Source organism: Streptomyces sp. DSM 42067 (assembly GCF_055792885.1).
The window spans coordinates 8,124,951-8,138,166 of the sequence record NZ_CM147706.1 but is presented as its reverse complement, the minus strand read 5'-3'; the positions used below and the strand labels follow the sequence as shown (position 1 = coordinate 8,138,166).

Below are 13,216 nucleotides of genomic sequence, written 5' to 3'. Positions count from 1 at the left end.
TGCTGAGCGGGACCGTCGGGGGCCGAGCCACAGTGTCTGGGCCGGATGGCGCGCGAACTCCGGTGCGCTCTCGGCCGGTACGAGGCATCGCCAGGCGCAGATGCCCGAGAACCGCGGTGCGCCCGCCTCGGTCACGTACTGTCCGACGGTGGTGTGGACGCCGTCGGCGCCGACGACCACGTCGGCGACCGCCCGTGTTCCATCGGTGAACGTGAGCTCCACTCCCGCCTCGTCCAGTCTGGGGAGGCCGGCGAGACGCGTCCCGAGCCGCAGCGACGCCTCGGGGACCGCTGCCTTCACCGCGGCGAGGGGATCGGCGCCGTGCGCGTGGCGTTCGGGGAGACGACGAGGCCCGCACCGACCTCGGTGAGGGCGGGCGCCTGCTCGTACACGGTGGCCTCGATCCCGGCCCGGTGCAGGAACGCCGCGGTGGCAAGGCCGCCGATTCCTCCGCCGGCCACGGCCACGCGCAGGCCCGGCGTTCGTCTGTTGTCCTCGCTGATCGTTCACCGGCTCCTGTCGCCCGAGGGAATACCCGCGCCCGTGATGTCCGCGGGAGCGAGGACGATGTCGAAACGGACACTCGCCCAGGACTGGCCCGCGAGATCGCGGCCGTCGGGAGTGGGTGTGCCCGCGGCGTGCTGCACGAAGTCGTGGATGAGCGAGTCCTTGACACCGAACACGGCGTCGCTGGTGAGGAGTTCGTCGCCGCGGACGAAGATGTGGGTGATCAGGGTTCGCTTGCCTTCGGCGCGGACGTCGAAGTGCAGGTGCGAGGCGCGCATCGGGGAACGGCCCACCGCTGCGAGGAGCGCGCCGACCGGACCGTCGTGCGGAATCGGGTACGGGGTCGGGGTGATCGCCCAGAACCGGTAGTCGCCCATCTCGTCGCTGAACAGGTGGCCCCGCGCCGCGGTACGGTCGTCGTCGTACTGCACGTCGTAGAAGCCGTCGTCGTCGGCTTCCCACACCTCCATGCGGGCCCCCGGCACCGGTTTCCCGTCGGTGTCGGTGACCGTGCCCTCGACCCAGCACGGCTGCCCGGCGGCGCCGAAGGACATGTCTCCGCCCAGCGGGATCTCGGGTGAGCCCTCGACGAAGAACGGTCCGAGCACCGTCGCCTCGGTGGCGTTCGCGTACGCCTCGTTGTTGATCGCGATCGTCTGCATGGAAGCGCCGAGCACGTCCGACAGCAGGATGAACTCCTGCCGCTTGTCGTCGGTGATGTGCCCGGCCGCGGTGAGGAACTCGATTGCGGCGTCCCACTCCGCCTCGGTCAGGCGCACCTCGCGCAGGAAGGCGTGCAGGTGCCGGGTCAGGGCCTGCATCAACTGCTTCAGCCGCGGGTCCTTGGCGGTCTCGAACGAGGCCACGACCTTGTCCACCAGGGCCTGTTCGCGTGCCTGTTGCTCGGGGGTCACCTGCTCGGCCGCCCCGCTCGTCTCAGTCGCCATGAGTTCTCCTCGTCATCGAGTCGTGGTCGTCGAGTCGTCGGCCATCGTTCGCGGGTCCGCACCCCGCCACGCCGCACGCAGCAGGCGCTGGATGTCTCCGGCCGTCACCGGACGCGGGTTGCCGTCCGGCACCACGTCCAGGACCGCCTGCACCGCGTCGTCGACATCGGTCTCCTTCAACCCGTAGTCGCGCAACGCCTTCGGCGCGTCCACCTCACGCCGGAGCCGCTCCAGCCCCTCGATCGCCGAAGGCGCGCCGAACGCGGCCGCGATCCGGTTCTCGGCCTCCGGAGCGGCGGGTGCGTTGAACGCCAGCACATGGGGCAGCACCACCGCATGGGTCTGGGCGTGCGGCAGGTCGTACATGCCGCCCAGGACATGGCAGACCTTGTGATGGAGCCCCGAACCCGCCGACGAGAACGCCACCGCGGACAGGTACGTCCCGTACAACGTCCGCTCCCGGCCCGGAAGGCCGGAAGGGTCGGCGACCACCGCGGGCAGGCCCGCCGCCAGCGCACGGATCCCCTCCCCCGCCAGCGCCTGGTCGATCGGGTCCACGCGGGGGCCCCACATCGCGTCGACGCAGTGGGCCAGCGCGTTCAGTCCCGAAGCGACGCTCATCGGCACCGGCAAGGACTCCGTCAGCGTCGCGTCGTACACGACGGAGCGTGGCAGGACCCGTGCGTCGACGCCGGTGGTCTTGCGTGCCTGCTCGGTCAGACCCCACACGCTCGTGGCCTCCGAGCCCGCGTACGTGGTGGGAACGGCGACGATCGGCAGTCCACTGGTCAGCGCGATCGCCTTCGCCAAGCCGGTGGTGGACCCACCACCGACGCTGAACAGCAGATCCGCCTGGTGGACGGCCGCCGCGGCGCGCGCCCGCTCGGCCACCTCGATGGGAACGTGCATCACCACCTCGTCCCACCGCATCACGACCGGCAGTTCGGCGGTGACCGCCTGCGCGAGCTCGGCCTCGGCGGCTGCCGCGATCACCATCACCCGCGAAGCGCCGAGCCGCTCCACCTCGGCCCGTACCAGCGCCTGCGCCTCACCCGAGGCGAAACACACACGCTGAGGCAGGCTCTCGTGGTCGAAACGCAGCAACGACCTGCCTTGTGACTCGGCTTGCGACTCGGCGCCATGGCCGCCGCCGCCCTGCGACGTCTCGGTCATGCGCATGCTCGGACCCCTTTCGGCTGTTGGTCTGGGACAGAGAGTCCGAGGCGGAGACCCACGAGGTCAGTACGATGTCCGTTGAACGGACACCTTGCTGTCCGACGGCCGTCTGCCGACCGGAGAATGACGGAGGTGGAAGGCCCGCCACCACGGCGAAAGGACCTGACACGGCCAACAGCGGCGACCGTGGTCGCACAGTCACCTCCCGGGCCCTGGCGATCCGGGACGCGTTCACGCAGGGACGCCCGGAGCTGACCCTCGCCCAGATCTGCCGCCTCACCGGCCTCCGCCACGCCACCGCCCACCGGCTGGTCGGCGAACTCACGGCGTGGGGAGCACTGGAACGCCTGTCGAGCGGCGCCTACGTCATCGGCCTGCGCCTGTGGGAGCTGGGCACGCTCAATCCGCGAGGACTGCCCCTGCGTGTCCAGGCGATGCCCGTCATGGAAGACCTCCATGCCGCCACGCGGCAGCATGTGCAGCTGGCCGTCCTCGACGGTACCGACGCCCTCGTCGTCGAGAAAATCTCCGCGGCGGGCGCGGTTTCGGTGGTTTCCCAGGTCGGGGGCCGGCTTCCCCTGCACGCATCCGCCGTCGGCCAGGTGCTGTTGGCCCACGCCGGCGAGGAGCTGTTCACAGACGTCGTACGGGACGGCTTGGCCCGCTTCACGCCCAGGACCATTACAGACCCGGCCGCGCTTCGTCTGACGCTGGCGGACTGCCGACGGACCGGCGTCGCGGTCGTACGCGAGGAGATGAGCCCAGACGCCCATTCGGTGGCGGCGCCGGTCACCGACTCGAAAGGCCGCGTGGTCGCGGCCTTGTCCGTCGTGTGCGCCGACGCCCGAACCCATCTGCTGGTCCCCGCTGTCATGCTGGCCGGCCGGGGCATTTCCCGGGGCCTCGGCGCGAGCGCCGCTTCGTAAGGCACCTGCCATCAATGTGCATACACAATGAACCCTTGAGTGGCACGTAGCCTGACATCGCCAGGGACTCCCGAACCGCAACGCGACCAGGATATTCGCCGCATACAGGCCGCATACAGGCCGCATACAGGCCGAGTGAACTGCAGAGAACAGCGTAAGAGCGGCTGCCGCGGGGCGACATCTCCAGCCCCTGCCCACATCGCACACCTGGTGCAGGTTTCCCGCACTGAACCCTTTACAGCCCCGTAATAGTGTGCACACTTAGCGGTGCGACACGAGCCGCGGGCGACACAGTCAGGCCATCGCCTTCACTACCACCAACGAACCTGCGCACGCCGCATTCAAGTGCGAGAGAGATACCACCGACGAAGCCCAGTGAGAGGAATTGTCATGCACGAAGAGAGCCGCGGAGGAAGTGGCGGCAAAGCCACCTGGCCTCCGGTGACCTTGCTGGTACTCGCGATCTGTGGAATCGCCATCGTCGCCGACGGATACGACGTAGTCATTTACGGCGCTGTCATCCCGTCCTTGCTCCACGAACACGGGTGGGGTCTGACGCCTGCCGGTGCCGGTCTGATCGGTTCCTTCGCTCTGATCGGGATGCTCATAGGAGCCACGACCGTCGGCACGCTCACCGACATTCTGGGCCGGCGCAGAATGCTGATCGGCTGTCTGACCTGGTTCTCGGTGATGACGGGCCTGTGCGCGATCGCGGCCTCCCCCGAGGTGTTCGGCATCTTCCGGTTCCTCGCCGGCCTCGGCCTTGGCGGCGTGCTGCCGACCGCCTCCGCTCTCAGCGGTGAGTACTCACATCCCAAGGCACGCAACCTGGTCTTCGCGATCATCTTCAGCGGCTTTCCCGTGGGCGGCATCATCGCCGCTTTCACCGGGATGTTCGTGATACCCCGATTCGGCTGGCAGGCGATGTTCCTACTCGGTCTCCTCCCGCTTGTCCTGATCGTGCCTGTGGCCCTGAAGTTCCTGCCCGAGTCGATCGCTTTCCTCCGGGCGAAGGGCAGGCATGCCGAGGCGGAGCAGACAGCTCGGCGCTGGAACATCCCTCTGGAAGACACAGAGAAAGAAGCACCTGCGTCAACGCAGGCGCCGACCGTAACCGGCTCGGACAGCATGTCGCCGGTGAAAGCCCTGCTCTCGCGCGACTACGTCGTGGCGACTCTGTGCTTCCTGGCCATGTCCTGCCTGTGCCTGTTCATGATCTACGGATACAACACCTGGCTCCCGGAGATCATGCGCAGGGCCGGCTACTCCTCCGGCTCCGCACTCGGCTTCCTGCTCATGTTCAACCTCGGGGCTGTCGTCGGCCAACTCCTCATCTCCCTGGCCGCCGACCGGCTCGGCTCGAAGCCGATCATCGTCACGACGTACCTGCTGTCCGGCGTCGCTGTGATCCTGCTCAGCCTGCGGCTGCCCACGGCGGTGCTGTACGCGGCCGTCGCGCTGGGGGGTATCGGGGCGATGGGGACGCAGACGTTCATCCTCGCCTACGTCTCCAAGTACTACCCGGTACGGATGGGCGCCACAGCGTTGGGCTGGACACTGGGCTTCGGCCGCATCGGCTCCATGCTTGCCCCGCCGCTGCTCGGGCTCATCATCGGGGCCGGGCTGGCGCTCCAGTGGAATTTCTACGCCCTCGCCGTACCCGGCGTCATCGGTGCCGCACTGACCGGACTGGTTCCCCGTGCCCCTGGAGAGGAAGTCCCGGTGGGACACGCGAGTACGGACGCGACCGTGCGCTCCCTGCCGGAGCCGACCTGATCCGCACCCCGAGGTCAGCCTCGATACCGACCGGGCACCCAGAACAAGTGCCCAGTCGGTGTCCCCTCCCTGGCAAGCGCCGGTGACGTTCAGAGCTCGCTTTCAGACCGTCAGGCGTTGAGCGCGTCGATCAAGGCCTTGGTCACGTCCTCCGTCGTGGCCGTGCCACCGACGTCGCGGGTAAGGATGCCCGCGGCGGTCGTGGCCTCGATCGCCTTGTGCAGCCGGGCCGCCTGGTCGGGCAGGCCGAAGTGGTCCAGCATCAGCGCGGCGCTGCCGACCGCGCCGATCGGGTTGGCCAGGCCCTGGCCCGCGATGTCCGGCGCGGAGCCGTGGACCGGCTCGAACATGCTGGGGAAGCGGCGCTCGGGGTTGAGGTTGGCGCTCGCCGCCAGGCCAAGGCTGCCGGCCAGGGCGCTGCCGAGGTCGGAGAGGATGTCGGCATTGAGGTTGGAGGCGACGACGACCGAGAGGTCCTCGGGGTGCAGCACGAACTTGGCGGACATCGCGTCCACGAGCACGCTCTCGGTCTCAACGTCCGGGTAGTCGGCGGCGACGCGCTTGAAGACGTCGTCCCACAGGACCATGCCGTACTGCTGGGCGTTGCTCTTGGTGACGGAGGAGACCTTCTTGTGCGCCCGGGTACGAGCCAGGTCGAAGGCGAACCGCATGATCCGCTCGCAGCCCACCTCGGTGAACAGGGCCGACTGGACGGCGACTTCACCGCCGGGTCCGCGTCCGGAGAGGTTGCGGCCGCCGAGGCCCGCGTACTCGCCCTCGCTGTTCTCGCGGACGACGACCCAGTCGAGCTCGGTGTCGTCGGCCTTGCGCAGCGGGCTCTGGACGCCGGGCAGGAAGTGCACGGGGCGGATGTTGGCCCACTGGTCGAAGTTCTGGCAGATCTTCAGGCGCAGGCCCCACAGGCTGACGTGGTCGGGGACGGTCGGCCAGCCGACTGCGCCGAAATAGATCGCGTCGAAGTCCCTGAGCTGCTCCAGGCCGTCGTCGTCGATCATCTTGCCGGTGCGCTCGTAGTACTCGCAGCCCCAGGGGAACTCCTCCCACGCGAAGGCGAATTCGGCGTCGGAGCCCTTGGAGGTCTCGGCCAGGGCGTCCAGTACGGCGCGTCCTGCGGCGACGACTTCCTTGCCCACGCCGTCGGCGGGGATGGCGGCGATGCGGAACGTGCGGGGTGCGGCTGTCATGGGTGCCTCCGGCTCGCTGTCGTGCGGTCGGGTTCGAGTCAACACACCGACGTCACGGCGCGTCCAAGACCTGCTTCCGATACGACGTATAGGCGCGGCCGATCGGTCCTGCGTCAGGCGGCCTGTGGCCGCCGCTGCGCCAGCGACCTGGTGAGAGCGAGGAACGTCCGCGCGGCCGGCGTGAGATGCGCGGGCAGGCTGACCATCGCCACATGGAGGTGGGCGGTCGGCTCGATGGGTGCGACCACCGCGCCGCAGCGGCGGGCCAGCCGGGTCCAGGAGGAGGGCAGGACCGCGACTCCCACCCCGGTGAGGACCAGCGGCAGGATCGACGTGCGGTGGTCGACGACCGTCACGATCTCCGTTCCGGTGCCGCCCGCGGTGATGTCGTCCACGATGCTGCGCATCAGGCTGCCGGTGCGGGACGCGATGAGCTTCTGGCCGGCCAGGTCTTCGGGCCGGATCGTGACGTCGTCCTCGATCGCCCCGCCGGGCGCGGCGACGACCACGAACGGCTGGTCCTCGACGTGCAGGACCTCGAGCCCGGACGGGTGCACGGGGGCGGCGCTGCCCAGCAGGCCCAGTTCGCAGGCGCCGCTGCGTACCAGGGATATGACCTCGTCCGGGGTGAAGGCGGCCTGTGTGCTCACCGTCACCGACGGATGCAGCTCGGTGAAGCGGTGGATGAGCGTGGTGAGCGGTTCGATGCCGGGCGAGGGCATGGTGGCGACCTCGACGGTACCGCCGTGCAGCCCGGCGAGCGCGGCCGCGGTGTCCCGTACGGCGGCCAGGTCCCGCAGCACGCGCCGGCTCGGCTCCAGCAGCTCCGCACCGGCTTCACTCAGTACGACGCCCCGCCCCACCCGGTGGAAGAGGGCCACACCGAGATCGGCCTCCAGGTTCGCCATCGCCTGGGACAGCGACGGCTGGGCCACGTGGAGGGCAGCAGCAGCCTTGCTGAAACCACCGTGCTCGACGATGGCGAGGAAGTACTCCAGTTGCCGGGCGTCCACGGCGCCTCCCCGCTCTGTGCTGGTACAACAGGCGGAGCGAGCCTACCTGCCGGTTTCCGTTCCTCCGCGTCCGATCCAGCGGTCAGCGAGGGTCCGCCCGCACTCGGCGAGCAGCCGCGAAGACAGGGCGCTGTCCTGCGCGCAGTCCTGGTCGGTCAGGTCCGTCAGGGCCTGTACGGAACGGAAGTGGGCGGCGGTTCGGTGCGCGGGCAGGGTGCAGCGGCCGGCCACCGCGTGCACCGCCACGTCCAGCCGTCGGGCCCGCCGGGCGAGCGCAACCGGCAGCTTGCCCGACAGGGACTGCTCGTCGAGGCTGCCTTCGCCGGTCACCACGAACTCGCTCCCGGCCAGCAGGTCGTCGGCTCCGAGCAGGGTGAGGAAGTAGTCGGCCCCCGAGCACACCCGCCCACCCAGCAGCATCCCGGCGTACCCCAGCCCGCCGGCCGCCCCGGCACCGGGGACATCGGCATGGCGTACCGCCTCGGCGACTCCCGCCGCCGCCAACCGCCGTACGAAACCGGCGAGCGCGCCGTCCAGTTCCCGTACGTCGTCCGCGCTCGCCCCCTTCTGAGGGCCGTAGACGGCGGCCGTGCCTGTCGGTCCCAGCAGCGGGTTGTCGACATCGGTGGCCAGGACGAGGTCGACCCCGGCCAGCGCGGCGCGGGCCTCGGCGAGTTCGACCGTGTGGAGGTCGGCGAGCCCTGCGCCGCCCGGGCCGATCGGCGTGCCGTCCTCGCGGGCCAGTACCGCGCCGAGGGACTGCAGCAGGCCCGCGCCACCGTCAGTCGTGGCAACACCGCCGAGGGCGAGAACGATCGTGTCCGCCCCGCCCTCCAGCGCGTACCGGACGGCTTGGCCGATGCCTCGGCTGGTGGCCGTGAGCGGTGCCGTGCGGCCGCCCGGCAGGACGCCGAGTCCGCAGACGGCCGCTGCCTCGATGAGGACGGTACGGCCGTGCATCGCGACCTCGGCCGTGACGGGCTGCCCGGTCGGCCCGGCAACCGTGACCTTCTCGGGACGGAACCGGCCCGCGCAGGCGGCGGCCACGCTGCCCTCGCCCCCGTCCGCCAGCGCGAGCCGGCGGACCTGCGCATGCGGGGCGCCTTCCAGCAGCCCATGCTCCAGTGCGTGGGCGACCTCGTCGGCGCTGAGGGAGCCCTTGAACTTGTCCGGGGCGACCAGGACGGACACCATCAGGACGCCACCTCGGCGCTGGGAGCCACGGCCGGCCGACTCTTCGCCGCTTCCGTTCCGGCTCCTGTGTCCGCTTCTGTCTCGGCGGCCGCCTGCGGTTCCACCGCCCTGCCCGCCAGCACCTCGCGTGCCCGCGCCAGATCCAGGGTGTTCTCCCACCGGGCGATGAAGAGGGTGGCGACGGCGTTGCCGGAGAAGTTCACCATGGCCCGGCACTCGGACATGAACTTGTCGATACCGAAGACGAGCATGATGCCGGCGGCGGGAACGGTACCGACCGTCGACAGGGTCGCGGTGAGCGCGATGAAACCGCCGCCCGCGACACCCGCGGCGCCCTTGGAGGTCAGCAGCATGACGGCGAGCAGCCCGAGTTGCTGGGTGGCGGACAACGGGGTGTCGGTGGCCTGGGCGATGTAGAGCGTGGCGAGGGAGAGGTAGATCGCCGCGCCGTCGAGGTTGAAGCTGTAGCCCGTCGGCACGACCAGGCCGACCGTGGACCTCTCGACCCCCATGTGCTGGAGCTTGCGCATCAGCCCGGGCAGCGCGGGCTCGGCGGTGGACGTGCCCAGGACCAGCAGGTACTCCTCCTTGAAGTAGCGGAAGAGCTGGAAGATGTTCAGCTTCACGTACGCGGCCAGCACACCGCCGAGCACCACCACGACGAACAGGGCGGAGGTGACGTAGAAGAGCAGGATCAGCGAACCCAGGCTGGTCAGTGTGGACAGGCCGAACTTCCCGATCGCGTACGCCATCGCGCCGAAGGCACCCAGCGGCGCGACCTTCATGATGTACGACAGCACCTTGAAGACGACCTCGGTCAGCCGGTGCACACCCGCGATGACCGGCTCGCCCGCCTTCCCCACCGCCTTCAACGCGATGCCGAAGATCACCGCCAGGAAGATCACCTGGAGGATGTCACCCTCGACGAACGGGCCGAAGAAACTGTTCGGCACGATGTGGGTGAGGAACTCCCACCACTGCTGGTGCTCGCCCTTCTCGATGTACTCGCCCGCGTCGCCGGAGGTGTCCAGCGTCGACGGGTCGGCGTGCACGCCGTCGCCGAGCCGGAAGATGTTGATCGCCACCAGGCCCGCCGCCATGGCGAGGATCGTGCCGACCTGGAAGTACGTCAACGCCTTGATCCCGGTGAGCCCGACCCTCGGCGACGCCCGCTATGCCGCCGATGATGGTCAGGAACACGATCGGGCCGATCAGCATCTTCATCGCGGTGATGAACGTCGTGCCGAGCGGCTCCATGTCGGTGGCGAGATCCGGCCACCGCCAGCCCAGCACGATGCCGATCAAAATCGCCACCAGAACCTGGACGTACAACTGCCGGTACCACGGCTTCGCCGCGATGCGCGCGGCCTGTGCGGCTCGCTCGTTGTCCCGGGTTTGCGTCATTGCAACCTCCCTGATCGCGCGACACCGAGCCCGATCGGCACGCGCCAGCTTGGGCCACAGTGAACCGGCCCACACGTCAGGGGTCCACGACCAAAAATCGATGCCCCGTATAGGCCGGGCCTATCAGTACCGGCACAGGCCGCAGGCTCACTGCGTGGGTGAAGGGACCTGCGTATGACGGAGTGGACGTGCTTCTGGTCGGGTCGGCTCCCTGGGTCGCGCCGTCGCATCAACGGCCGGCCCGTCTCTGACGAGGTGCTGGAACCGGCCTGGACCAGCTACCCCATCGGCTGCTCTGGGCCACCTACGACGTCACCGGCCTGCTCGTCCCTGGCCGCAACGCCCTCTGCGCCGCGGTCGGCGACGGCTGGTACCGCGGCCATCTCACCTGGCGCAAGAACCGCAACGTCTACGGCGACACAGCGGCACTGCTCGCCCAGCTCGAATTCACCCTGGCCGACGGCACCACCGTCACGGTTGCCACCGACGACCACTGGCGGGGCGGTTACGGCGACCTGCTGGCGGCGAACCTGTACGACGGCTTCGAACGCGACCTCCGCCGCGAACCGCACGGCTGGCACCGGCCGGGCTTCGACGACCGCGACTGGGAGCAGACCACCGCGCTCTCCCTGCCCGCCGGGCTGGCCCAGCGGGCCCACCCGCCCGTACGGGTCGTCCAGGTCATCCGGCCCGAGCGACGGACACTGCCCGACAGCACGATCGCCGTCGACGCGGGCGAGAATCACCGGCTGGCTCCGGCTCCGTGCCCACGGCCCACCGGGAAGCATGGTCACCGTCCGGCACGCCGAGATCCTCGACGACGACGGCCGCCTGCAGACCAGCATTCTGCGCGGTGCACGCGCCACCGACCAGTACACCTTGGCCGGCGGCACCGTCGAACTGGAGCCGGAGTTCACCTTCCACGGCTTCCGGTACGCCGAGATCGCCACCTCCCCCGACGTCACCATCGAGGCGGTGGAAGTCGGCGTCGTGTCTGGCGACTTGCGCCGCATCGGCGAGTTCCACTGTTCCGACGAGCGCGTGAACACGCTATACGGCAACGTCGTACTCTCCCAGCGCGGCAGCTTCCTCGCCGTCCCCACGGACTGCCCAGCCCGCCTCCCCTGACCTGGGTACGGGAGTTCTCCCGGCCGGGTGCCGGCACTGCAACGGAACGCGTCGGCTGCCGGAAACATGTGTGAACTGCACTTAATTCGAACCGCGCGGTGTCGCCCGTCCCGCACCGCACGATCTCTGACTCCTCGCCGGAGAAGTCGACGGTTCGGGCCAAGACAGCCGCTCGGCCCGAAGAATCGGCGGCCGTCTGCCACGACATGGGCAAAACAGCTGAACGCCCCGACATCGGCGTCGAGCGGGACCGCCTTGGAACTCGAAGAACAAGCCGAGGCTGTGGGGTCCACCGGTCAGGCGGTGAAGACAGCCTCGGAGCGGTCGCGCTTCGTGTGACTGTCTTCCTCACCTATGGCGCGCCGCGCTCGGACGTCGGTGAACGGCCCGTTGGGGAGCTTCGGAAACCAGGGTGTGATCTCGAGGGCGTACGCGTAGGTCACGGCGCCTCCTGGGCAGAAAATGTTTGGGGTGTGGTGTCGCCGGCGGAGGACGCCGACGTTTCCGCCGACGACACCGTGGGGTGATCAGTTGGTGGCAGGGGTGAGGATCATGTCGACGGTACGTTGTGCGATCTTCCAGCGCCCGTTCTCGGCCCGGTAGTGGTCGGTCACCTCGACGATGTGGCCGGCGTTCGCGGCCGGATAGCGGGCGGGGCCCTCGCCGGCGGGGGTCGGTCCCGCGTAAGCGATCAGGGAGACGGTTCCCTGGGCGGTGGTGTCCCCGATGGTGTGGAAGTGCTGGCTGGTCACCAGGTGGCGAACCGTCAGCTCGGGACCGGAGCGGGCGTTGAGCACGTCCAGGATCTCGGCGTGGCCGCGCAGCCTGCGTCCGTGCACCTCGTACAGGGCGTCGGGGGCGAACAGGTCGAGCAGCGGGTCGTACTCGCGGCGGTCGTAGTGGTGAAAGAAGGCGTGGTTCAGCCGGGCCAGCGACCAGGCCGTTGCGTGTCGGGGGTCATGCTGTCGCCCCCTTCGGGGCGGCGATGCCGGGGCTGGTGCGGGTCTTGAGGACGAAGTCGAACTCGGCGGTCTTGTAGGGGCCCTGGAAACCGTGTTCGGCGATGTCCTTGGGGTCCTCGTGCAGGACGGTGTCGGCCTGCATGGCGGGGTGGGCCAGCTTCGGGCCGACGAAGTCGACGGGGATGACGGGGTCTCCCTTGAAATAGATTTCGCCGTACCAGGGGGCGATGAGGTCGGGGTGGTGGACCTCGTAGTGGATGTGGGCCGGGCGGTAGAGGCTGCGGCCGAGGGCCGCGGCGGCCTCGGCCGCCCCGTCGACCGACGTGACGTGGTCGTCGGCGTAGGGAACGGGGGTGATGGTGGTGAAGGTGTAGCGGCCGTCGTCGTCGGTGAACAGGTGCCCGCGCAGGTTGTACTTGGGCTGTCCGTCGTCGTACTGGCCGGAGTAGTAGCCGTTGTTGGCCGCGTGGTAGATCTCCAGCTTGGCGCCCGCGAGCGGCTGGCCGTGGCCGTCCAGGATGCGGCCGGAGGCGATCAGCGGGGTGCCGGGCTCGTCCGGCCGCATCGGCAGGGTGCCGGGGTTGCCGATGCGCGGGGAGCCGGGGATGACGGTCGGGCTTTCGACGTCCTCGGAGGGGGTGTAGCCGTCCTTGCCGCCCTGGAAGAGCTCGCTGTACAGCGGCATGGCGACCGTCGCCAGGGGGGCGCCGGTGGCCGTCTGGATCTTCTGCAGCAGGTCGGTGGCCGCGTTGAGGTCGTCGAAGGTCAGTCCCTCCTCGTCACGCAGGCGGGCCAGAGCGTCCTTGAACGCCTCGACGAGACGTACCGCGCGGGGGTTGATCCGCGCCGGGTCGACGTAGGACGGATCGGTGGTGGTCATGCCGGTCTACTCCTCGAAAAGTGGGGGGATCTCTGAGGGAAGACATCAGTTGGCCGAGGGCGTCAGCGGAACGGCGGGGCACGGATGGATAAGCCGGT

At 69.4% G+C, this 13,216-nt stretch carries 12 protein-coding genes and 2 pseudogenes; 4 read left to right on the top strand and 10 right to left on the bottom strand.

Features of this window, described 5'->3' with window-relative positions; all coding sequences use genetic code 11:
* Positions 1-296 precede the first annotated feature (296 nt).
* From ACSMXV_RS36470 to ACSMXV_RS36460, 3 genes are read right to left on the bottom strand one after another with little or no spacing between them, the layout of a single operon-like run.
* Positions 297-461 carry an NAD(P)-binding protein gene (locus ACSMXV_RS36470; protein WP_473175360.1) on the bottom strand — a complete coding sequence of 55 codons (165 nt, stop codon included), beginning with the start codon at positions 459-461 and terminating at the stop codon, positions 297-299.
* Positions 462-506: 45 nt separating this feature from the next.
* The gene (locus ACSMXV_RS36465) at positions 507-1,454 is read right to left on the bottom strand and encodes an intradiol ring-cleavage dioxygenase (protein ID WP_473175359.1); all 948 of its coding nucleotides are present in this window, start codon (positions 1,452-1,454) and stop codon (positions 507-509) included.
* A gap of 12 nt (positions 1,455-1,466) precedes the next feature.
* Positions 1,467-2,555 (bottom strand): maleylacetate reductase, encoded by a 1,089-nt coding sequence (locus ACSMXV_RS36460; protein WP_473179187.1) that lies wholly within the window; start codon positions 2,553-2,555, stop codon positions 1,467-1,469.
* Positions 2,556-2,701: 146 nt separating this feature from the next.
* On the opposite strand from ACSMXV_RS36460, the gene ACSMXV_RS36455 reads away from it, so the two are divergent.
* Positions 2,702-3,556 carry an IclR family transcriptional regulator gene (locus ACSMXV_RS36455; RefSeq protein ID WP_473175358.1) on the top strand — a complete coding sequence of 285 codons (855 nt, stop codon included), beginning with the start codon at positions 2,702-2,704 and terminating at the stop codon, positions 3,554-3,556.
* Positions 3,557-3,946: 390 nt separating this feature from the next.
* The gene (locus ACSMXV_RS36450) at positions 3,947-5,332 is read left to right on the top strand and encodes an MFS transporter (RefSeq protein ID WP_473175357.1); all 1,386 of its coding nucleotides are present in this window, start codon (positions 3,947-3,949) and stop codon (positions 5,330-5,332) included.
* Between the two features lie 110 nt (positions 5,333-5,442).
* On the opposite strand, the gene ACSMXV_RS36445 is transcribed toward ACSMXV_RS36450, so the two are convergent.
* The 4 genes and pseudogenes from ACSMXV_RS36445 to dctA form a co-directional block, all read right to left on the bottom strand.
* On the bottom strand, positions 5,443-6,537 hold the full coding sequence (locus ACSMXV_RS36445; protein WP_473175356.1) for a tartrate dehydrogenase: 1,095 nt from the start codon (positions 6,535-6,537) through the stop codon (positions 5,443-5,445).
* Positions 6,538-6,650: 113 nt separating this feature from the next.
* A complete protein-coding gene (locus ACSMXV_RS36440) occupies positions 6,651-7,550 on the bottom strand; it encodes a LysR family transcriptional regulator (protein WP_473175355.1) in 900 nt (299 codons plus the stop codon).
* Between the two features lie 42 nt (positions 7,551-7,592).
* Positions 7,593-8,744 carry a glycerate kinase gene (locus ACSMXV_RS36435; protein WP_473175354.1) on the bottom strand — a complete coding sequence of 384 codons (1,152 nt, stop codon included), beginning with the start codon at positions 8,742-8,744 and terminating at the stop codon, positions 7,593-7,595.
* Positions 8,744-10,148 (bottom strand): annotated as a pseudogene (dctA, locus tag ACSMXV_RS36430) (C4-dicarboxylate transporter DctA). The gene ACSMXV_RS36435 and the pseudogene dctA overlap by 1 nt, the downstream one beginning before the upstream one ends.
* A gap of 269 nt (positions 10,149-10,417) precedes the next feature.
* On the opposite strand from dctA, the pseudogene ACSMXV_RS36425 reads away from it, so the two are divergent.
* Together ACSMXV_RS36425 and ACSMXV_RS36420 are read left to right on the top strand one after the other, a co-directional pair.
* Positions 10,418-10,768, top strand: a pseudogene (locus ACSMXV_RS36425) (alpha-L-rhamnosidase N-terminal domain-containing protein); the annotation flags it as partial.
* A gap of 166 nt (positions 10,769-10,934) precedes the next feature.
* Complete coding sequence (locus tag ACSMXV_RS36420; protein WP_473175353.1) at positions 10,935-11,276, top strand: family 78 glycoside hydrolase catalytic domain; 342 nt, start codon at positions 10,935-10,937, stop codon at positions 11,274-11,276.
* Positions 11,277-11,572: 296 nt separating this feature from the next.
* Here ACSMXV_RS36420 and ACSMXV_RS36415 read toward each other — a convergent pair whose 3' ends face one another.
* The 3 genes from ACSMXV_RS36415 to ACSMXV_RS36405 form a co-directional block, all read right to left on the bottom strand.
* Entirely contained in the window at positions 11,573-11,719 is a 147-nt protein-coding gene (locus ACSMXV_RS36415) for a hypothetical protein (RefSeq protein WP_473175352.1), read from the bottom strand.
* 84 nt (positions 11,720-11,803) lie between these two features.
* Positions 11,804-12,199: a nuclear transport factor 2 family protein gene (locus ACSMXV_RS36410; protein ID WP_473179186.1), complete on the bottom strand. Its 396-nt coding sequence runs from the start codon at positions 12,197-12,199 to the stop codon at positions 11,804-11,806.
* Between the two features lie 34 nt (positions 12,200-12,233).
* Positions 12,234-13,118 carry a dioxygenase family protein gene (locus ACSMXV_RS36405; protein WP_473175351.1) on the bottom strand — a complete coding sequence of 295 codons (885 nt, stop codon included), beginning with the start codon at positions 13,116-13,118 and terminating at the stop codon, positions 12,234-12,236.
* Positions 13,119-13,216: the final 98 nt, after the last annotated feature.

What these genes read in the sequence shown, in the direction of transcription:
- ACSMXV_RS36450 (WP_473175357.1), top strand. Translation starts at nt 3,947, where the DNA reads ATGCACGAAGAGAGCCGCGGAGGAAGTGGCGGCAAAGCCACCTGGCCT.
- ACSMXV_RS36435 (WP_473175354.1), bottom strand. Translation starts at nt 8,744, where the DNA reads ATGGTGTCCGTCCTGGTCGCCCCGGACAAGTTCAAGGGCTCCCTCAGC.
- ACSMXV_RS36405 (WP_473175351.1), bottom strand. Translation starts at nt 13,118, where the DNA reads ATGACCACCACCGATCCGTCCTACGTCGACCCGGCGCGGATCAACCCC.
- ACSMXV_RS36465 (WP_473175359.1), bottom strand. Translation starts at nt 1,454, where the DNA reads ATGGCGACTGAGACGAGCGGGGCGGCCGAGCAGGTGACCCCCGAGCAA.
- ACSMXV_RS36420 (WP_473175353.1), top strand. Translation starts at nt 10,935, where the DNA reads ATGGTCACCGTCCGGCACGCCGAGATCCTCGACGACGACGGCCGCCTG.
- ACSMXV_RS36455 (WP_473175358.1), top strand. Translation starts at nt 2,702, where the DNA reads ATGTCCGTTGAACGGACACCTTGCTGTCCGACGGCCGTCTGCCGACCG.
- ACSMXV_RS36445 (WP_473175356.1), bottom strand. Translation starts at nt 6,537, where the DNA reads ATGACAGCCGCACCCCGCACGTTCCGCATCGCCGCCATCCCCGCCGAC.